The sequence below is a fragment of the Pseudomonas sp. NFACC37-1 genome (assembly GCF_900101575.1).
Taxonomy (GTDB): domain Bacteria; phylum Pseudomonadota; class Gammaproteobacteria; order Pseudomonadales; family Pseudomonadaceae; genus Aquipseudomonas; species Aquipseudomonas fluorescens_AA.
Genome location: NZ_FMUZ01000009.1, coordinates 25,830 through 45,062, shown reverse-complemented (window position 1 = coordinate 45,062; position 19,233 = coordinate 25,830). Strand labels below are relative to the sequence as shown.

The 19,233-nt window shown below is 58.4% G+C and carries 14 protein-coding genes; 6 read left to right on the top strand and 8 right to left on the bottom strand.

Features of this window, described 5'->3' with window-relative positions; all coding sequences use genetic code 11:
* Positions 1-25: 25 nt before the first annotated feature.
* The 5 genes from BLP82_RS12635 to BLP82_RS12615 all read right to left on the bottom strand — a co-directional run bounded on the left by BLP82_RS12635 (position 26) and on the right by BLP82_RS12615 (position 4,835).
* Positions 26-1,333, bottom strand: a complete 1,308-nt coding sequence (locus BLP82_RS12635; protein WP_092168137.1) for an MFS transporter — start codon at positions 1,331-1,333, stop codon at positions 26-28.
* A 144-nt stretch (positions 1,334-1,477) separates the two neighbouring features.
* A complete protein-coding gene (locus BLP82_RS12630) occupies positions 1,478-2,101 on the bottom strand; it encodes an N-carbamoylsarcosine amidohydrolase (protein ID WP_092168132.1) in 624 nt (207 codons plus the stop codon).
* 11 nt (positions 2,102-2,112) lie between these two features.
* The gene (locus BLP82_RS12625; protein WP_092168128.1) at positions 2,113-2,865 is read right to left on the bottom strand and encodes a maleate cis-trans isomerase family protein; all 753 of its coding nucleotides are present in this window, start codon (positions 2,863-2,865) and stop codon (positions 2,113-2,115) included.
* A 15-nt stretch (positions 2,866-2,880) separates the two neighbouring features.
* Entirely contained in the window at positions 2,881-3,690 is an 810-nt protein-coding gene (locus tag BLP82_RS12620) for an alpha/beta fold hydrolase (protein ID WP_092168125.1), read from the bottom strand.
* Positions 3,687-4,835, bottom strand: coding sequence for an FAD-dependent monooxygenase (locus BLP82_RS12615; RefSeq protein WP_092168122.1), 1,149 nt, complete (start codon positions 4,833-4,835; stop codon positions 3,687-3,689). Before BLP82_RS12615 ends, BLP82_RS12620 begins: the two co-directional genes overlap by 4 nt.
* 313 nt (positions 4,836-5,148) lie before the next feature.
* Between BLP82_RS12615 and BLP82_RS12610 the strand changes: the two genes are divergently transcribed.
* The 4 genes from BLP82_RS12610 to BLP82_RS12595 all read left to right on the top strand — a co-directional run bounded on the left by BLP82_RS12610 (position 5,149) and on the right by BLP82_RS12595 (position 10,914).
* On the top strand, positions 5,149-6,201 hold the full coding sequence (locus tag BLP82_RS12610) for a 2,5-dihydroxypyridine 5,6-dioxygenase (RefSeq protein ID WP_092168118.1): 1,053 nt from the start codon (positions 5,149-5,151) through the stop codon (positions 6,199-6,201).
* 101 nt (positions 6,202-6,302) lie between these two features.
* Positions 6,303-6,743: a MarR family winged helix-turn-helix transcriptional regulator gene (locus BLP82_RS12605; RefSeq protein WP_092168114.1), complete on the top strand. Its 441-nt coding sequence runs from the start codon at positions 6,303-6,305 to the stop codon at positions 6,741-6,743.
* A gap of 105 nt (positions 6,744-6,848) precedes the next feature.
* Positions 6,849-7,358, top strand: coding sequence for a (2Fe-2S)-binding protein (locus BLP82_RS12600; RefSeq protein ID WP_092168110.1), 510 nt, complete (start codon positions 6,849-6,851; stop codon positions 7,356-7,358).
* On the top strand, positions 7,351-10,914 hold the full coding sequence (locus tag BLP82_RS12595) for a molybdopterin cofactor-binding domain-containing protein (protein WP_092168106.1): 3,564 nt from the start codon (positions 7,351-7,353) through the stop codon (positions 10,912-10,914). The genes BLP82_RS12600 and BLP82_RS12595 overlap by 8 nt, the downstream gene beginning before the upstream one ends.
* 6 nt (positions 10,915-10,920) lie before the next feature.
* Here the strand turns inward: BLP82_RS12595 and BLP82_RS12590 are convergent, their stop codons facing one another.
* Complete coding sequence (locus BLP82_RS12590; RefSeq protein ID WP_092168103.1) at positions 10,921-11,562, bottom strand: TetR/AcrR family transcriptional regulator; 642 nt, start codon at positions 11,560-11,562, stop codon at positions 10,921-10,923.
* A gap of 697 nt (positions 11,563-12,259) precedes the next feature.
* Between BLP82_RS12590 and BLP82_RS12585 the strand changes: the two genes are divergently transcribed.
* Both BLP82_RS12585 and BLP82_RS30455 read left to right on the top strand, forming a co-directional pair.
* Positions 12,260-13,546, top strand: coding sequence for a DUF5623 domain-containing protein (locus tag BLP82_RS12585; protein ID WP_092168100.1), 1,287 nt, complete (start codon positions 12,260-12,262; stop codon positions 13,544-13,546).
* A gap of 557 nt (positions 13,547-14,103) precedes the next feature.
* Entirely contained in the window at positions 14,104-15,006 is a 903-nt protein-coding gene (locus BLP82_RS30455) for a hypothetical protein (protein ID WP_139197848.1), read from the top strand.
* A 179-nt stretch (positions 15,007-15,185) separates the two neighbouring features.
* Here the strand turns inward: BLP82_RS30455 and BLP82_RS12580 are convergent, their stop codons facing one another.
* Both BLP82_RS12580 and BLP82_RS12575 read right to left on the bottom strand, forming a co-directional pair.
* Positions 15,186-16,220 carry a Shedu immune nuclease family protein gene (locus BLP82_RS12580; protein ID WP_092168095.1) on the bottom strand — a complete coding sequence of 345 codons (1,035 nt, stop codon included), beginning with the start codon at positions 16,218-16,220 and terminating at the stop codon, positions 15,186-15,188.
* A gap of 410 nt (positions 16,221-16,630) precedes the next feature.
* Positions 16,631-17,974: a hypothetical protein gene (locus tag BLP82_RS12575; protein WP_092168091.1), complete on the bottom strand. Its 1,344-nt coding sequence runs from the start codon at positions 17,972-17,974 to the stop codon at positions 16,631-16,633.
* Positions 17,975-19,233: the final 1,259 nt, after the last annotated feature.

Sequence of the window (19,233 nt, the reverse complement as noted above, 5' to 3'; positions counted from 1 at the left end):
GCCAAGCGCTGCGAGCAAAGGTTTCTTAGCGGTTCACCACTTTCGCTGGCAGCGCGATCACCAGCAAAGAGCTAAGCAACAGGCATCCGGCAAAGATGCACATAGCGATCTGCGGGCTGTGGAAATGATCCATGACCACGCCCATCAGTGAGTTGCTGACCAGCCCAGCGATGTTGGCCACTGAACAAGCCAAAGCAAAGCCGGTAGCCGCTGCGGTTCCCTTGAGAAAGGTGGCCGGCAGGCTGAAGAACACAGGTACTGCGCCAATGATCGTCAGCGAGGCAACGGAAAACAGCAGCACCGTAACAGCGACGTTCTGGGTGAAAAAAGTGCTCAGGAACATCGCCGCAGCGCCAATTATGAATGGAACGATAATGTGCCAGCGACGCTCGCGATGCTTATCGGAGCTTGCGCCGATGGCGAGCATACCGATCAGCCCCGCAAGACTTGGGATGGCAACCAGCAAGCCTATCTGGCTGGGGTTGGTGACACCCGCAGTCTTTATGAAACTCGGCATCCAGAAGCCCATGGCATAGGCACTTAATAGGATCGAGAAGTCGATACCGCCGAGCATCCAGACTTTAAGGTTGAAGAAACCTTCGCGAAACGAATGCCCACCTTTGTTCTCACTGTTGTCCAGACGCAACACGCCTTCGAGCTCGGTCTTTTCCGCCTCGCTGAGCCACTTGGCCTCGCGAATGTTGTTGGGTAGGACGAAGAAGCACAAAAAGCCCAATACAACTGTGGGAATCGCTTCAATGAGGAACAGCCACTGCCAGCCAGCGAAGCCGCCGACGTTGTTGAAGTTGCCCATGATCCAGCCTGACAGCGGGCTGCCGACCAGAGTCGACAAAGGCAAACCGATCATGAACAAGGCAATGATGCGGCTGCGCCGATACGACGGGAACCACTGGCTCAGGTAATACAGCACGCCCGGCAGAAAGCCGGCTTCGGCAGCCCCGAGCAGAAACCGCAGGGTGTAGAACTGCCACTCGTTGGAGACAAACATCGTCAGGCCGGAGAGCAATCCCCAACTGATCATGATCCGCGCAATCCATAGACGCGCGCCCACTTTTTCCAGGACCAGGTTGCTGGGTACTTCAAACAGGATGTAACCGACGAAAAACAGCCCTGCTCCCAGACCGAAGACGGTTTCACTCATGTGGAGCGAGTCAAGCATCTGTAGTTTCGCGAAGCCGACGTTTATACGGTCCAAATAGGACGCCAAGTAGCAGAAGCACAGGAACGGGATGATGCGCCAGACGATCTTGCGATAGGTGTCCGAATGACTGAGGTCTATCGCACCGGGGGCTTGTGTATTGCTGAGTGACATGATGCTACTCCTGATTCTGCCGCAGCAGCGGCGCGCAATGGCATATGTTTGAATCGGTAGTCAGGAAGTCGAGGCTCTAGCGGCCCTGTTTATTATCGGAACCCGTCTCTTTTTGGACGGCTGTTACGCTTGGGGTCACTCGATCTATCGGTGCAAGTAATCAATGGCTTCGGCTTTAGCGACAACGTCACCATATTTGTTGTCGATATCGAACAGATTTGCCTCGTGCGGCGCCTGGTGTCGGTCGCCTACGCATTCACGTACCACTATGCCGCGAAAACCATGCTGCACGGCGTCCACCGCAGTGGCGCGTACACACCCGCTGGTGGAACAGCCAGCCATGATCAAGGTATCGATGCCCAATGCTTGCAGCATGGGTGCCAAGCTGGTCCCGAAGAAGGCGCTGGCGTACTGCTTGGTCAGCACCACTTCGCTCGGCAGCGGCAGCACTTCAGTGCAGAACGCGGCCAGGGGGTTGCCCTCGACCATGTCCTTCATCACCGGCGCCTTCTTCACCCACATGCCGCCGTCGGCGAAATGCCCGGGGTGGTAGCGGATGTTGGTGTGGATCACCGGAATGCCCTTGGCCCGCGCAACGGCCAGCAGCTCGACGCTATGAGTCACGGCCTCGACCACGCCCGGCGCGTACAGTGGCGCGCCCTCGGTGGTGTAGCCTTGCATGAAGTCGATCAGCAGCAGCGCGGGGCGCTGGCCGAAGCCGACGCGGTTGCCCCAGACGCCGGCGTAGTTGTCCTCTGCGGTGGTCATGGCGGAGCTCCTCAGTACGCACCGGACAGCAAGGCACCGGCGCCGGGCACGATCGGCTCCAACTGCAGGGCCTTGAGCATGGCATAGGTGGTGGCGATGGCGGCGGTGAGCACCGGCTTGCCGGTTTGCGCCTCGACCTTGGCGACGGCGCCCAGGGAAGGCATCTGCACGCAGGCCGAGAGCACGATGACATCGACGTCGGTCAGGTCGAGGCCTGCGACGATGCCCGGCAGGTTAGCCGGGTCATGACGGGCCACTTCAAGGTTGTCCGGAATCTCCAGGGCATGCCATACCTTGACCTCGATGCCTTCGTGCTGGATGTAGTCGACGACCAGTTCGGTCAGCGGCTTCATGTACGGCGCCACAAGGGCGATACGCTTGGCGCCCAGCACCTTGAGGCCATCAACCAGGGCGCCGGCGCTGGTGATCACCTTGGCCTGGGAGTCGTTATCCATCACCACCTGCCCCAGGCGCTGCTGGGATTCACGGTGATAGCCGCGACCCATGGCCATGATCGCCACCAGGCAGGCGTAGCCCAACACGTCGACGCGGGCGTCGGACAGCTCCAGGGCGCAGCGGTCGGACTGGGCGTCCATGGCCGCCAGCTCTTCCTTCTTCACGTGCTTCATGCGCATACGGGCCGAGTGGTAGGTGAAGCGCTCGGGGCGGATCAACTGGCGCGCAGTGAGCATCGCCGGTATCTCGGTTTCCATGGTGGTGTTGGAGCTCGGCACTATCTGGCCGATGCGGTAGAGCTTAGTCATGTCGTGTCTCCGGAATCAGCTGAGGGGGCGGCCAAGGAAGGTGCCGAAGGCGGCGAAGAAGCCTTCGAAGTCGTCCCAGGGAATCATGTGTCCGGCGTCTTTCACGTGCACGGTCTGAATCGACGGCTGCAGACCGCGAATCTCGGCTTCGTCTTCGGCACCGATCACGCCGCCCTTGCCAGCGATCATCAGCAAGGTGGGCAAGTGGTTGCGGGGAAAGTCCTGATGGATATCCACCTCGTGGAAATCGGAATACGCCTTGAGGATTGCCGGCGCATAACAGGTGTGCAGCCATTCGGCACGCAGGGCTCGTTGCTCTTGGGTCCAGGTCGGGCAGAACACGAGCATGTCGTCGGCGTTCATGCCGTCTTCGGCCTGGCGGATCGAGTCGACGTACCACGGCAGCTTGCCCGGGTACTCGCGGCGGCCGGGGCCGGAGACCGGCGGGTCGATCAGCGCGAGCCGGCTGAAGGGCGCGTCGGGGTGGCGGGTGGCGGCGCGCAGAATGAAGCGCGCGCCCATGGAGTGGCCCACCAGCAGACAATCCCTGAGCCCCAGGGCCTGGGCGAAGGCGACGATGTCATCGGCGCAGGCGTCGGTGCCGTAGTCCAGGTTGGGCCCGGTGGAAGACAGGCCGCGGCCGCGGGCGTCGAGAACATAGGTGTCGAAGTGCTCGGCCAGGCGCTCGGCCACGAACCCCCAGGTGATAGCCGGGCTGGTGATACCCGGAATCAGCAACAGCGGCTGCCCCTTGCCGCCATAGCGCAGGTAGTGCTGGCGGATACCGTTGGCCTGCACGTTGGCACCGTAGAGAAATCTGCTCACGCCGCGTTCTCCGATTTCAGCGGATGGTCGAACAACTCGTAACCGAATACCCACGATGGGTCTTCCTGGGTACGCAGCCAGGTGTTGGCGTTGGACACCGCCTGCACGCGGGAGGCGCGCTCCTTGCGGTTGGCCTCGTACAGGCGAAAACCAGTGGCGTAGTCGTTGAGGCCGGTTTCCATCAGGCAGCGGGCGAGCATGGCGCCGTCTTCGATGGCCATGGCAGCGCCCTGGGCCATGTGCGGTTTCATCGGGTGGCAAGCGTCGCCCAGCAGCACCATGCGGCCCCTGCTCCAAACCGGCAATGGCTGGCGGTTGAGCAGTGGCCACTTGGTGATGCTCTCGGCGTTCTCGATCAGCGCCTGCACGCTCGGGTGGTAGCCCTTGAAGGCGTCGAACATGGCCTCGCGGCTGCAGTCGACGAAGCTGGCATTGCCCCCTTCCCATTCGGCCTGGGGCACACCGCTGACGAAGTAGTACTCGTCGCGCTTGGCGGTGGTGTAGTAGACCATCAGGTGGCGGTCGCCCGACCACCACTTCACGCAGTCTTCGAAATTGAAATCGTACTTGGCCAGCTTGTGCGCCGGGATCAGCGCGCGGTGGCCAACCCAACCGCTGTAGGTGGGTGCTTCGGCACCTAGCAGGTGCTCGCGGACCCGGGAGTTGATGCCGTCGGCGCCGATCACGATGTCGGCGCGGGCCTGGGTGCCGTCGGCGAATTTCAGCAGCACGTCGCTGCCGCTTTCATCGAGGCTGGCCAGGTGTTTGTTGAAGTGCACCGAGCCGGGCTTGATGGCGGTCATCTGCAGGGCATGTAGGTCGCCGCGGTGCACGGTGATGTAGGCCGCGCCGTATTCCTTGCGGGCGAAATCGCCCAGCGGGATGCGCGACATGTATTCGCCATCCTGGTCGCGGCTTAGCCAGAAGTCCGGGTGCGAGCCCATGGCTTCGACCTGCTTCTCGATACCTTGGCGGCGGAAAATCTTCAGCACATTAGGGCCCATGTGGATCCCGGCGCCCAAGCGCGAGAATTGCGGCGCCTGTTCGTAGATATCGACTTCGAAGCCAGCCTGTTGCAGCGAAGCGGCGGCTGCCACGCCACCCAGACCAGCGCCGACGATGGCGATTCGTTGTGTTGCCCCCATGGGTCGTGTCTCCTCGATGACCGATCTCAAAGCGCGGGACCGGAACGCATTTACAGTGTATGCACTATTTATTTTTCCTGTGAAGAGCTTGTCTAAAAAAATTTCAAAAACGACACCTAGTGAATAACCGCCAATATAGCCAATAAAATATAGGACTGCTGCAATTTAAAGTAATTGGCCCGTCCTTTGCTGAGCCGCCTGAACAGTGTCAGCGCTTGCAAATATACAGTGTATACATTACAAATACGCACCATCAAGAAGCGCTGCGCGCCATCGCGGTGCATAGTTCCAAATTCAGCGAAGGAGAGAGGCAATGGCTGTCAGCGACGGTGAACTGACCCAGATGTTCGAGCACGTGCTCAAGCTTTCGAAAGTGGATGCCACCCAGAGTGTGGCCATTCTCAAGGCCCATTACTCCAACCCGCGCACCGTGCGCGCGGCAATGGAGGCCGCCCAGCGCCTGGGCGCCAAGGTCTACGCCGTAGAGCTGCCGGCCTTCAACGCGCCGGTGGCCATGGGTAATGACATGACGGCCTACTGCGGCGACACCGCGCTCACCGGCAACCTCGCGGCCCAGCGCGCGCTGGAGGCAGCCGACCTGATCATCGACACCATGATGCTGCTGCACTCGCCCGAGCAGGAGCAGATTCTCAAGACCGGCACGCGCATGCTGCTGGCCGTGGAGCCCCCGGAAGTACTGGCGCGAATGCTGCCCACCGAGGCCGACAAAGCCCGCGTGATGGCCGCCGAAGCGGTGCTAAAGCAGGCCCGCACCATGACCGTACGCTCCCGCGCCGGCAGCGAATTTCGCGCCGCGCTGGGCCAATACCCGGCCGTGACCGAATACGGTTACGCCGACGCCCCGGGCCGCTGGGACCACTGGCCCAGTGGCTTTCTGTTCACTTGGCCGAACGAGGAAACCGCCGAAGGCACGCTGGTATTGGACGTGGGCGATATCTTGCTGCCGTTCAAGACCTACTGCCGCGAGCGCATCACCCTGGAGATCGACAAGGGCTTTATCACCCGCATCCACGGCGGTTTCGAGGCCGAGTACCTGCGCGAGTACATGAAGTACTTCAACGATCCCGAGGTGTACGGCATCTCCCATATCGGCTGGGGCCTGCAGCCTCGCGCGCAGTGGACCGCCATGGGCCTGCACGACAAGAACGACGGCATGTGCATGGACGCCCGCGCGTTCTACGGCAACTTCCTGTTCTCCACCGGCCCCAACACCGAGGTGGGCGGCAAGCGCAAGACGCCGTGCCATATGGACATCCCATTGCGCAACTGCGATATCTACCTGGATGACCAGGCCGTGGTACTGGCGGGTGACGTAGTCGCCCCGGCCGCCTCCATCGCCCGTTGACCCACATCGCTGGCGCCCGTGACGCAAGGTCCGGGCGCGCGGCGGTGGTGAACTTTGAGTTATCGTATGTATTTTTCAGCTGCTTCGGACCCGTCCTGCCCATGAGCTCCCCCGATTCTTCCTACGCTTTCACCGAACAGGTGGGGCACTTGCTGCGCAAGGCTTACCAGCGCCATATGGCGATCTTCCAGCAGAACGTTGGCGAGTCGCAGCTCACGGCGGTGCAGTTCATTACCCTGTGCGCCGTGCGCGACAACGGCCCCAGCTCGCTGACCGAGCTGGTGGCGCTGACCGCCGTCGACCAGGCCACCATCCGCGGCATCGTCGAGCGCCTCAAGGCTCGCGAACTGGTCGAGCTGGGCCACGACGCCAAAGACCGGCGCAAGGTAATCGTGCACCTGTCCGAAGCCGGCCGCGTGGCGGTAGAGCAGACCGAGCCCTGCGCCCTGCAGATCAGCGAACTGACCCTGAGCAACCTCAATCCCGGCGAGCGGGTGGCAATGCTGTTCCTGCTGCGCAAAATGATCGACGATCCGGCCTGACTCACCCGCTTTGCCACACCTGGCGCGAGGCTCCGCGCGCCAGCAGGCAATTGGCACCGTTCTTGCCTTTTGATGTAGTAAGCACTACACGAAATAGAGAGCGGCATGAACAAACCTCTTTCGCCCACCTCCACGATTAGCGTCAACTGCACCGTCAACGGCCAGCCGGTGACTTGCAGCGCCATGGCCGACACGCCCTTGCTATTGGTGCTGCGCAACGACCTGCACCTCAATGGCCCCAAGTTCGGCTGCGGCCTGGGCGAATGCGGGGCGTGCACGGTGATCGTCGACGCAAAGGCTGCGCGCTCCTGTGTGCTGCCCTTGAGCGGGGTGGCGAATCGTAACGTCACCACCCTCGAAGGCCTCGGTGACCGTCACCACCCGCACCCGGTGCAGCAAGCCTTTATCGATGCCCAGGCGGCCCAGTGCGGGTATTGCCTGAACGGCATGATCATGACCGCCAAGGCCTTGCTCGACCGCAACCCCGACCCTAGCGAAGAACAGATCCGCCGCGCACTGTCGGCGAACCTGTGCCGTTGCGGTACGCACCTGGAAATCCTTGCTGCGGTGCGGCGCGCCGCCCAGCTATATCGTGAGGGCCACTGCAATGACTGACCGACCCGTTCCCACCCAGGCCGAACTGCTGGCGCGCGAGGGCGTACTGCTGGTGGTCGACCGGATCCAGCCACCGCCCGGCCTGGTGCCCAAGGGCAAGACTCCAGTCGTCAAGCCCAAGGAACTGGGGTTGTTCATCGCCCTGTGCGACAACGGCGAATACTACGCCTTCAACGGCCACGTCGACCTGGGCACCGGCATCCAGACCTCTCTGGGGCAGATCGTCGCCGAAGAACTCGACCTGCGCATGGACCAACTGCGTGTGGTACTGGGCGATACCGCCCGCACGCCGAACCAGGGCGCAACCATTGCCAGCGCGACCTTGCAGATCTCTGCGATACCGCTGCGCAATGCCGCCGCCGAAGCTCGTCGCTGGTTACTGGCCGCCGCCGCCAAACGTTGTGGCAGCGATGACCTGCGCATCGAGGCCGGTGTGGTACATGGCCGCGATGGCCAGGCGCTGAGTTTCGCCGAATTGATCCAGGGCCAGCACATCGAGCTGAGCATCAGCGGCACTGCGCCCCTGAAACCGCTGGACGATTACAAACTGGTGGGGCAAAGTTCGGCGCGCGTCGACATTCCGGCCAAGGCCACCGGCGATCTGACGTTCGTGCAAGACATGCGCGTGCCCGACATGCTCCACGGGCGGGTCGTACGTCCGCCTTATGACGGCTACGATACCGGTGTGTTCGTCGGCACCAGCTTGATCGCCGTGGATGAAAGCTCCATCGCCCATCTTCCCGGCATCGTCCGCGTGGTGGTGATCGGCGACTTCATCGGCGTGGTCGCCGAGCGTGAAGAACAAGCGATCAAAGCCGCCCGCGAGCTCAAGGTGCAATGGCGGCCCTGGCAGCAGCATTTACCAAACCTCGACAATATCGAACAGGCGCTGCGCGACAACCCGTCCATTGAACGGGTCGTGCACGACACTGGCGGCGTCGATGCGGCATTGGCCAGTGCCGCGACGCGGCTGACCCGCCGCTACCTGTGGCCCTATCAATTGCACGGCTCCATCGGCCCGGCCTGCGCGGTGGCCGACTATCAACCGCAGGCCACCCGCATCTGGTCCGGCACACAGAACCCCCATGCCCTGCGCGCCGACCTCGCCTGGCTGCTGGAGTGCGATGAAACCAGCATCGAGATCATCCGCATGGAAGCCGCCGGCTGCTATGGGCGCAACTGCGCCGACGACGTGTGCGCCGATGCCGTGCTGCTGTCCCGCGCGGTCGGCAAACCGGTGCGCGTGCAACTGACTCGCGAGCAAGAGCACGCCTGGGAACCGAAAGGCACTGCGCAACTGATGGACGTCGACGGCGGCATCGATGCTGCCGGCGACCTGGCCGTGTATGACTTTCGCACCCGCTACCCGTCCAACGGCGCGCCCACCCTGGCGCTACTGCTTACCGGCCGCGTCGAGCCGGTGCCGGTGGCCTACGAGATGGGCGACCGCACCGCTGTGCCCCATTACAGCTACCCCGAGTTGCGGGTGAGCATCGAAGACATGGCGCCCATCGTGCGCGCCTCCTGGCTGCGCGGCGTATCAGCGCTGCCCAATGTATTCGCACATGAATCCTATATCGACGAACTGGCTTACGAAGCCGGCATCGACCCGGTGGAATACCGCCTGCGCTACCTGCCCGACGAACGCGCCGCCGAACTGGTGCGTGCCACTGCCGAGCGCGCGCAATGGTCACCGCACACCCAGCCTGGGCAAACGCCCAGCGAAGATGGCGTGCTGCGTGGCCGCGGCTTCGCCTACGCGCGCTACATCCACAGCAAATTCCCCGGTTTCGGCGCCGCCTGGGCCGCCTGGGTCGCCGACGTGGCCATCGACAAGCACACCGGCGACGTCGCTGTGACCCGCGTGGTGGTCGGCCATGACGCCGGCATGATGGTCAACCCGGCCGGGGTACAGCACCAGATTCACGGCAATGTGATGCAGTCCACCAGCCGCGTGCTCAAGGAACAGGTGACCTTCGAAGAATCGCGGGTGGCCAGCAAGGAGTGGGGTGGCTATCCGATCCTGACTTTCCCGCAGGTGCCCGAAGTCGATGTACTGATGATGCCGCGCCAGAGCGAGCCGCCGCTGGGCGCCGGAGAATCGGCCTCGGTGCCGAGCGCGGCGGCCATCGCCAACGCCGTGTTCGACGCCACCGGCATCCGCTTTCGTGAACTGCCGATCACCGCCGAGCGGGTGCTGGCCGCGCTCAAGGCCGCCGAGCCTCAAGACCCACTCGGGCTGCCTTATGCCGCACCGGTGAAAAGCAAGAAGCGCAAATGGCTGTTCGGCGGCCTGGCCGGGCTGTTCGGTACGGCCCTGGGCCTGGGCATCAGCGCCATGCCGTGGCGCGCGGAAATCGCCGCGGTCACGCCGCCGCCGGCCGGTACCTGGAGCACCGCCACTCTCGAGCGCGGCCGGCAACTGGCCGCCGCCGGGGATTGCGCCGTGTGCCACACCGCCCGCGATGGCGCGACCAACGCCGGCGGCCTGGCCATGGACACGCCGTTCGGCACCTTGTACAGCAGCAACATCACACCTGACGGGCAGACTGGCATCGGCAACTGGTCCTTCGCCGCCTTCGACCGCGCCATGCGCAAGGGCATCAGCCGCGATGGCCGGCATCTGTACCCGGCATTTCCCTACACGGCCTTTCGCAACATCAAGGAAGCCGACATGCAGGCGCTGTACGCCTACCTGATGTCGCAACCGGCAGTACCGAGCACGCCACCGGCCAACCAGATGCGCTTCCCGTTCAATGTGCGGGCGCTGATGGCGGGTTGGAACACGCTGTTCCTCAAGCAGGGTGAATACCAGGACGACCCGACCCGCAGCGCCCAGTGGAACCGCGGAAATTATCTGGTCAACGGCCTCGGCCACTGCGCTGCCTGCCACTCGCCGCGCAACTTGATGGGCGCGGAACAGGGCGGGGCGAAGTTTCTTTCCGGGGCGATGGTTGATGGCTGGGAGGCGCCGGCACTGACCGGCCTGTCCAAGGCGCCTACGCCCTGGACCGAAGACCAGCTGTTCACCTACATGCGCACCGGTTTCAGCGCCGAGCACGGCGTGGCGGCCGGGCCCATGGGGCCGGTGGTCAGCGAGTTGTCGACCTTGCCGGACGATGACCTGCGGGCGATCGCCCATTACCTCGGCACCCTCGAAGGTAAGCCCGCCGCCCAAGCGCAGCAGGCAGTTGCCAGCGCACCGAGTACGGCCAACCTGGCCAATGGCCGACGGGTGTTCGAAGGCGCTTGCGCCGGTTGCCACAGCGCTTTGGACGGCGGGCCCGAGCTGTTCGGTGTGAGCCCGTCCATGGCCACCAATACCAACGTGCACAGCGAACGCCCCGACAACCTGATCAAGGTCATTCTGCACGGCATCGGCAACCCCGCGGTCAGCGAGCTGGGCTATATGCCGGCCTTCAAGGACAGCCTCTCGAACACCCAAGTCAGTGATTTGGTGGCCTACCTGCGCAGCAACTTCGCCGCCGACAAGGCGCCATGGCCGCCCCTGGCCAAGCAGGTCGCGTGGCTGCGTGCCAACCCTGGCAGCCACTGAGCCCTGTCAGCCAACGGCCAGCCCGCGCAGTACTTGGTCGCGGGCGTAGTCCAGCCAGCGGTCGCGGGCGCTTTTGCTGTCCAGATCGACACCCAGGAAGGCACCCAGGGTGTGCAGGTTGGAGTTGTAGAAGTAGCACAGCGAGGCAATCAGCAGGTAAGTATGGAGCACGTCCACGTCGGCCCGAAACACCCCCTTCGCTTGCCCCGCCTGGATGATCGGCGCCAGGGTATTGAGCGCCGCGCCTGACAGCACCAAAAGGTGGGGCGATTTGCGCGAGTGCTTGCCTTTGTGCAGGTTTTCGCTGTTGAGGATGCTAATGAATTCGGGATGGCGCCCGTAGTAGTCCCACACGAACCCAAGCAGTTGCTGCACCGCCGCGATCGGCTGTTCGAGGTCGAAGCGCTGGCGGCTCTCGGCTTCGTTGAAGTCGGCGTAGATGCCCTCCAGCACGCGGATGAACAACTGCTCCTTGCTCTTGAAGTAGTAATAAATCATGCGGTCGTTGGATTTCGCCAGCCGCGAGATTTTTTCGATGCGCCCGCCCGAGTAGCCGTCCTGGCTGAATACTTTGGTGGCGGCCTTGAGGATGCGTGCGCGGGTTTCTTCGGCTTGTTGGCTGCGCAACCCGGAATTGGGAGTGGCCATGGGGATCCTGTGGCGGAGAGTGCTGGGGCAATGATACGCCATGAAGCTGTGCGGTATGAGCAGAGGTAATCATGCAGCAACTTGATCGGCGGTATCCGCCAGGCGCTGCCCCGTCTACGCGAGGGGCAGCCGATCTGGCTCTGGTCGATGCCTGCGGGTACGCATCGGCACCACGCAGGAACTTCTGATCGCCGGTGTGCACTGGATTTAGAGAATTAAAGCTGTCGCTGAGAGGTCCCGTTTTTCGCGACCTGTAGCCATGTCGTGAGAAAGTGTAAAGCTGTCGCAAAAGGCAAAATCGGCGCGACAGGCACAAGCCCTAGCGAATTAAATCTGTCGCAGTCAGCTTTGACGCGGCTTTGCGACCGAACGATGTCGTATTTTTAGATCAAGCATGGACGCCGATCTGGACGACCGATGCACAGAGCCGAGCGCCTCAGTGTAGTGACCCTCCAAAGCAGCGAGTGGGACACCCTTGAAAGAAAGCCCCTTCGCACAAGGACTACTCAAACTTCTCAGGGCTTGTCGCCGCAGTTTAAGTTCTGATAGCCTATTTACGTGCTCGACAGGCGCATGACACCCGTCATTTTCAGCCGGAAACGGCACTGTTTGTATCGCCTTGACCGGTTAGATTCTTAATCCATCGGTCCTTTTAGCGGAGACGGGTGACGCTTCAAAAAGGACGTGGAGCAGAATCATGGATCAGTCGTATACCCCTCCTAGTACCATCACTGGTATTTCTCGTCTCGCTAAAGCAATCCGCCGCGACCGTGGCATCAAACATACTTTGGCGCTTGACCAAGCTGCACAAATCGCAGGTTTTCAAAATCACAAGCACGCAAAGCGTCAGCTTGCGTTGATCAAGCCGCGTGAACCTCTCCAGTCGTTGTATCTCACGGTTTATTGGTATGATCGTGAGGCCCAGCCTGTTTCTGGCCGCTGCACCGTTGAGGTTCAACTACCTCAGTCCACGCTCAACTTCCTTCCCTCACTGAAAGCACGCAGTTACTGGTTGCTGGGAGGTTTCGAGTTAGAGAGCGCCGATCATCTTCGTGCTAGATCCAACGCAACATCGCAGGAGCGTGCCCAGAAAAGGATCATGGATGCAGTTCGTGAGCTGCAGTTTTGCGCGGAAACAGGCCTTCGTCCAATGAGGAAGATAGCTGACAAGAAGCGTGTTTCTTTTCTTCAGGAACTGCCTGGGCAGGATCATTTGAGTCTGTGGGTTGAGGCTGACTCAGGTAACTGGCTTGCGCTAGATGAGCCGTACCCAGGTCGCTTTGATATGAACCAAGCCAAGCGTGAAGAGTGGATTGCCGCTCAGGGGCTCAAAACGACCAAGCCTGACTGGGAAGGCTTGTACCTTCCAGGGAGTAGTATTCCTATTCTCGTGACGGCTGATGCCAATCTGCAAAACAGGGTTGCGAGCATCGTCAAACAGCTGCCGCCTTTGCCCGGTGTTGATTGGAGTTCATTGTCAGGCAGCTATTACTCCCAGTTCTTGAGTCCAATGCGAGTTGCGAGTGGAAAGCGCTATCGCGCTAGGCCCGACGCCTCCTATGGACGTAGAGCAGGCGCTATTGCTTATGGTGGGCGCCCGGGCTTTGCATCTGATTGGCGGCCCGAGAAGTCGATGACAGTGAAGCAGCACCAAAAGCTGGGCGAGATCCTCAAGGGCCTAGCATGGTCCGAGCTTTCGATGCCAGCGCACAATAAGCTGAGCATCTGGATTTCCACATTGGATGACTGGTCCGCAATTGAGCACTCGGGAGAGTCCAGTAGTACCCTTACCAACCTCTACTATGGAGATCGTCGCGCCAGGTATCCGACTCTTCGTGGGCAATTGCGGGGATTGAGTAAAGCGCGCTCCTTGATTCTTTCCGGCTACAACGAGTGCCCTCCTAGATGTGCCCTCCTGAAAGCGCTCGACGCTGTAGAGCAAAGTGCGATCAAGCGGGCAAAGAGGGGCTCGGGTAAGAGCTAAAACGGGTCCCAACATCCAGCCTCTGAGGGAAGCTTGATCGTGCGAGAAATCACTGATCGGAAGCAAACCGAGGGTTTGATCCCCGGCCGCTTCCGACAGTTTTAATTCTCTAAAACACAGTGAATTTTGAGAATTAAAGCTGTCTTAGCCAGCCCCCAAAACTCGCGGCCTCCAGCCGTCACAAGAATCGCGCAAAACTGTCGCAACCTCCCAAGAAGCCTGCAGATACCAACGCGCTTGAGAATTAAAGCTGTCGCAACTATAACTGATGCACGTCTGTGTCAGCTCTGGGCACTGCCGTTGATGCAGAACTGGCCCAGTTGACGACCTAACGCTGACCTACGTCTCATCGGAAAAAGACCAGAGCGGCCTTTAGAATCATATTTCTATGTCAAAGGAGGATGGACCAGAAAGCTTGCACGGCTATTTGAGGCAGTTGGTCGCGTATTTTTTTGCGTTTGGCAGAGCAGAAACTTTGACCATAAGTCTAGATCATAACATCTTGATTCCGTTTATGATGTTCATACCGAATAGATATCAAGGACGAAGGGGGGAGCATGTCAAACACAGTAACAACGGTCTGCTATCTGTGTGGGTTACACCCCACGGGGGAAGAAAGCCATATTATACCAAGGTTTGTGTCGACCAGAATCGCCAGAGACTGCGGAGGATTTTCGTTCAGAGAAGCATCGAATCCCAATCAGGTGATTCAGGATACGATTTCGTTTCCACTACTATGCGAAAAATGTGAGGATCGTTTTGGTGTCTGGGAAGACGAATTCGCAATAGAAACGTACCGTCCCTACTTCGATGCGCCTGCTCACCCTGTAATTTTAAGCCCCAGCACATACGATTTAATGGTTTCTATAACTTGGCGGATACTGAAATATACTCTTTTAGAGCACCCACCAACTCTGAATTTTAGTTACTTCCATGAGGCGGAAAAGTCTTGGCGTGAGTATCTCCTAAAAGAGCGGAAAAGTGTCGACCCATTTAATATATATCTAATTTTAGATGATGACTTTTCAGACTCTACAATTAAATCTTCCAAAGCTTTAAGCCGCACCCACCTAAGACATACCATTGTTCAGGGGATATTTGATATACCATACATCGGTATGCTACCAATTTTGGGACGCCACGTAGTCATGGCTAAGCTAGGACCATTTATCCTGTATGGATCTATGTTCAATATGGAGAATCTAAGCAACCAGCCGGACTCTTGGTCAGATCTTAAGCTAAGTGTTACTAACACTGCTAGAGTGGCGCCTTCAGAGTTACCAGAGGATTTGGTTTCTCATTTGGATAGGGTGTCTTCTCGAATTACCGAAGGCATGGAGCGCCTCTCTAAACGCCAGAAAGAAAAACAGACCGATTTCGTCAAGAAAAAACTATCAAAAGCAGCTGTAAGGCACCTTGTTGATAGAGACCAGCAAATTTTTGGGGAACCAGAACCCTAGCGCTCCCCCAGAAGATTTCGACACTAAAGGCTTAAAAGATCGCTTAAAACTGAGAATAAGTTAGCCAGATTTCGTGAAAGGGCCGTTGAACCCTTTTATGACCCAGACCTCGAGTCTGCCTACTAGATCGCGTAAAGCTTTCTACTCAACTTAAAACAGGAGAGTTTTTCCTTTGACGGTCATATCTGATTGAACATGGAGAACTGATGATAGAGCTCGTCAAACGTCACAATTGTCACGTGCGAGGCAACCGCCTGCCTTTGCATTTCAAAAGCTTTGAGCTTTATCTTGTCCTCGCCTAAACTTTTGAGAGTCCCTGCAATTATGAAACATTTTGGAGCAAAAACCTCAAACGCTTTTGGGCTGCTGTATGATTTGCCGAAGAAGTTTAAGGTCAATTCATTTCTTTGATTCAACACTTGGCTGATCGTTCCAGACATTTCACTTGAAAAGGGATACGTGCTTCTATATTCAGTACCTAGAAGTTTGGTGCTAGGGGTTTTGATCTCTATCAAGGATATATTGTTATTAATGCTATCCACCAACGCAAAGTCGGCACGTTTGCTGCCAGCGCCTTCGCTGTTGGTGCTGCCAACGTGAAACTCACGTTGCAAAAACACTGCAAACCCTCCAAGAAGCCTTTCCAGTATGCCTTTGCGGGCTTCCAGCTCGGCCTGCCAGAAACTCTCATCGGTGGCTTTTTCAACTGCTGACATTTCCCATACAGATATCGCATCAGCCAAGTCTTCAGAATAAATCCCTCTCTTGATCAGCGGGACAACGTCCTGCTCCAAAAGCATTGAATTAATATCTGTAAATGCATTTATACACAGAGCTGCGAACTCTTTTGCTTCATCTCCAACGTCATTATCATCCATATATTCCTTGAGTTCTACGACGCTATTTTTTGCCCTCAGTCCCAGTTTTACTTTTTCCTCAAACCCAGGAACACCTTTAATGGCTAGCTCAAATGCTTGTCGATCATACGCTTCTCCTAAGACTTCTATGAGCGATTTTTTGGTATGGTCAGCGATAAACTCGAGAAGGTCGCTTAAGCCTTCCTCCATATCATTTTCCGGGTCGAAATGATGGGAAAGCTTATAAGTTAGCGCTTTACTGATATCTTCCGCATCATTTACTCTTGCAGCTAGCAAGTTTCGGGAAAGTTTCATAGACCGCATTATTTCTTCGAACAACGTGTCATCTACACTCATAATATATTCCTTGAGCTGGTCTCAAACCAACATACTGTCAAAAAATCGCTACGATCCACCTGCAGTAGCATAGTGATCGAAAGATACACCAGTTGCCGACAGTCAACGACGCCAGTTATCGCCAATGCGGAATTGACCTAGTTGCCGACTCCCCACGTCGCTCCCCCATAGCCATGCTGATGCATCTTGAACAACGCCGTACGGATACGATAGTTTTGCAGGGCGGCCTAGATGACTTTGCCGGACGGATACCGAGTAAGCTCACATCGAGCTTAAGGAGTGATCATGTCCAAGCGCAAGAAATACAGCCCGAGTTCAAACGGGAGTCCGTGGAACTGGCCCGTCGCTCAGGAGTCAGTTGCCGCCAGATCGTACAAGAGGTCGGGGTGGACTCTCCCCATGGGGCACTCTTACGGCGCTCCGGCACTGGCTGGCGCAGCACATCCTGAAGAGACAATTGGCATCGACGAGGGATCCTGGACCTTCACGAGCAAGGATTCCAGCACCAACTTCATCGGCGGCTTCCAGATACTGACGTGGCTGGGTATCACATCCTTTGTAGTCCGGATGTTGTAGATCGGGAAATTGTGGGGAATATTCGAACCAGGTTTTCCGAGGTTGAGGTAATGCTGTACCCCATCGAGATCGCATTTTCCGTTCTGGTCGCAACGGGTAAGAAGCAACTTGTTGTTCTCGTCCTCGATGCACATGCTCTGCGGCCGTCCGCTGCTACCCGCAGGCCCTAGAAGCTGGTCCGGCGACGGGCAGCTTTTCACCGCCGTTAGCTTGTGGGTGATGTAGGGATCATAATGCCCAACGGCTGTTGAATCCTGCTCCACGTATGACCCTTCGGGGTATGCCTGAGTCAGGGTTCCTAGCCGGCGGCCCACCTTAAACCAGAACCCGGTGGCCGAGTCCGCTTCTGAGGTGACGATTATTAACCTCTGCGGCTGAGTGACAGGATATTGGTAGTTCCGGGCATAACCGTAGAGCGGCCGGAGCCGCATGGCCTCGAAGGCGGGATTGATGAGTACCACCAGATCAGCGATCGGGGAGTAATCTTTGCTGTCCTGCGCGTCGCGCCGGAGATTCTCAGCTATGCCATCGGACAGGGAGGAGTAAACAATTGCACCGCCGAAGCTATGCCCAATCACGAGGAAGCGTGATGTCTGATGACCGGTGCGAATGTCAGAGAGTGATCGCAGCAGCTCCGTAACCCCGCCACCGTTGCCGATGTTATGTGCAGTGCTCTTGCGGTCCCAGAAGGTGCCCAAATAGCTGGGAACCATCCCAAGCACCGAGTCTGAATTGATCGAATCCCCACGCCATGCAACGTAGATCCCGAGGCCAGGCTTACCGCCCGCCGAATCGAATACCAGGGTTTTGAAGTTCTTAATGTCAGAGTCATCAGGCGCTGCGCTGTGGTGCCAGCCATGAACGTAGACCGTCACCAGCCCCCCACATCTCGCTACCGCCTCCGCCGCAGTAAGAGCCTCATCGAGCTGATTGCGGCTCTCGGGGTTACCAAACTCATCGAACTCCACGAACTGGACGCACCGTTTCTCCTCAAGACTGCCGCCGCACTCCCTTGATGGGGATAGCACAGGCGCAGGAATGACCCTCGGCCGATCCTTGTTAATGACGCCATTGGCGTCGGGGGGTAAGTCCCGGAGAGTTCGGTATGGGGTATTAGGCATGCACCCAGCAAGGGCCAGAGCCAGTCCAAGCGGGACGAAGCGGCCAACGTTGAACATGTTTCCTCCGTGAAAATAGCAACCCTCGGTGGGCCAGACAGACTCAGGCAAGCAGTATGCCGCTGCCGTTGCGCTTACACTTACACAGCACTGCTTTCACGTTAGCTGAAGTCTCGACAGCCGAGCATGTGATTTGTACAGGAGATACGCATCTCCCAAGGGGCCTAAATGGCTAACTCATTGAGGCCGTTCCCCCCGCTGCTCGGTTGGGTGATTCAAAAGCTTGGTGAGTCTTTTGGAGTGAAGGACGGAAGTGAGGGCAGCTTGACTACAGATCAGCGCAGCAACTGAATGCGGTGATAGCGACCAACTGGCATTGACGGTTGCACTTAGGAGAAGAGGCAGTCTCCTTATGAATGGCCGTTTCTTCCCGGTTCTGTTGAATGAGGATTCGCATGAACACCGCCGGTCATTCGCACCAAGCACCGCCATTAAGGCGCATTCAAAATCGACAGACTTTCGTGCAGTCCGCCACTATGCCTCGGGTAGCATTAGCAGCATGAAGCGCAATCGGGCTTGTTGTTAACGCTTACAGGCAGTTGGACCGCTCTAGGATGAACCTTATAGCTATTATAGAGCGATTATAGAATCCTATTCTGGACGCCCGACTCACGCTGCCCACTAATGGCCGAAAGCGCGGCTTGCTGTGGGGACATGTGGTGAGCTACAGATATCGGTAGAGCGTGAAAACAGCGCCTAGGGCCGCTTACGCGAAGCCGAGCACGACTTCGCTTCGCAGCCCCCCCCAAGGCTCAGGCTCGCGACGCTAGATCGCATCTGGGGCGTCACTATGCCTCTATGGTAGCCAAATCCAAGTACCTCAAGGCAGTAGCCAGTCCAAAGGCTCAATCCGGGACGTTTGAGGCTACTATGCCCAAAAGTCTGCAGCGTACTAAATACTTAAGCTGAAAGAGCGTTCCTTCCGGCCATGGCTAGGTTTTTTCCAACACTCGACCACGCGGAATTCCGCAGCAAAGGCGAGTTCACCCTCATTCAGAAGCTTGCGGCACTCGGTGATGGATTCACAATCATCCATTCGCTGTCTTTGCTGCGAGGTAGGACCGAACGGGTGTACTCGCAGGAGCTGCAGGAGTACCTGCAGGTCTCCTTGGACAGGAAGCATCTGTCTGGCGAGGTGGACTTCGTGACCCTGCATGCGGAGTTGGGCATGCTTTGCATCGAGACTAGTCGGGGCAATACAAGCCTTCGGGCGTTCGACTCATTCACGAATGTGACGGATACGAAATCGCCCCCTAAAT

Bases quoted from the DNA above. Each gene is read 5' to 3' on its own strand.
- BLP82_RS12635 (WP_092168137.1), bottom strand. From the start codon at position 1,333: ATGTCACTCAGCAATACACAAGCCCCCGGTGCGATAGACCTCAGTCAT.
- BLP82_RS12630 (WP_092168132.1), bottom strand. From the start codon at position 2,101: ATGACCACCGCAGAGGACAACTACGCCGGCGTCTGGGGCAACCGCGTC.
- BLP82_RS12625 (WP_092168128.1), bottom strand. From the start codon at position 2,865: ATGACTAAGCTCTACCGCATCGGCCAGATAGTGCCGAGCTCCAACACC.
- BLP82_RS12615 (WP_092168122.1), bottom strand. From the start codon at position 4,835: ATGGGGGCAACACAACGAATCGCCATCGTCGGCGCTGGTCTGGGTGGC.
- BLP82_RS12610 (WP_092168118.1), top strand. From the start codon at position 5,149: ATGGCTGTCAGCGACGGTGAACTGACCCAGATGTTCGAGCACGTGCTC.
- BLP82_RS12605 (WP_092168114.1), top strand. From the start codon at position 6,303: ATGAGCTCCCCCGATTCTTCCTACGCTTTCACCGAACAGGTGGGGCAC.
- BLP82_RS12600 (WP_092168110.1), top strand. From the start codon at position 6,849: ATGAACAAACCTCTTTCGCCCACCTCCACGATTAGCGTCAACTGCACC.
- BLP82_RS12595 (WP_092168106.1), top strand. From the start codon at position 7,351: ATGACTGACCGACCCGTTCCCACCCAGGCCGAACTGCTGGCGCGCGAG.
- BLP82_RS12590 (WP_092168103.1), bottom strand. From the start codon at position 11,562: ATGGCCACTCCCAATTCCGGGTTGCGCAGCCAACAAGCCGAAGAAACC.
- BLP82_RS12585 (WP_092168100.1), top strand. From the start codon at position 12,260: ATGGATCAGTCGTATACCCCTCCTAGTACCATCACTGGTATTTCTCGT.
- BLP82_RS30455 (WP_139197848.1), top strand. From the start codon at position 14,104: ATGTCAAACACAGTAACAACGGTCTGCTATCTGTGTGGGTTACACCCC.
- BLP82_RS12580 (WP_092168095.1), bottom strand. From the start codon at position 16,220: ATGAGTGTAGATGACACGTTGTTCGAAGAAATAATGCGGTCTATGAAA.
- BLP82_RS12575 (WP_092168091.1), bottom strand. From the start codon at position 17,974: ATGTTCAACGTTGGCCGCTTCGTCCCGCTTGGACTGGCTCTGGCCCTT.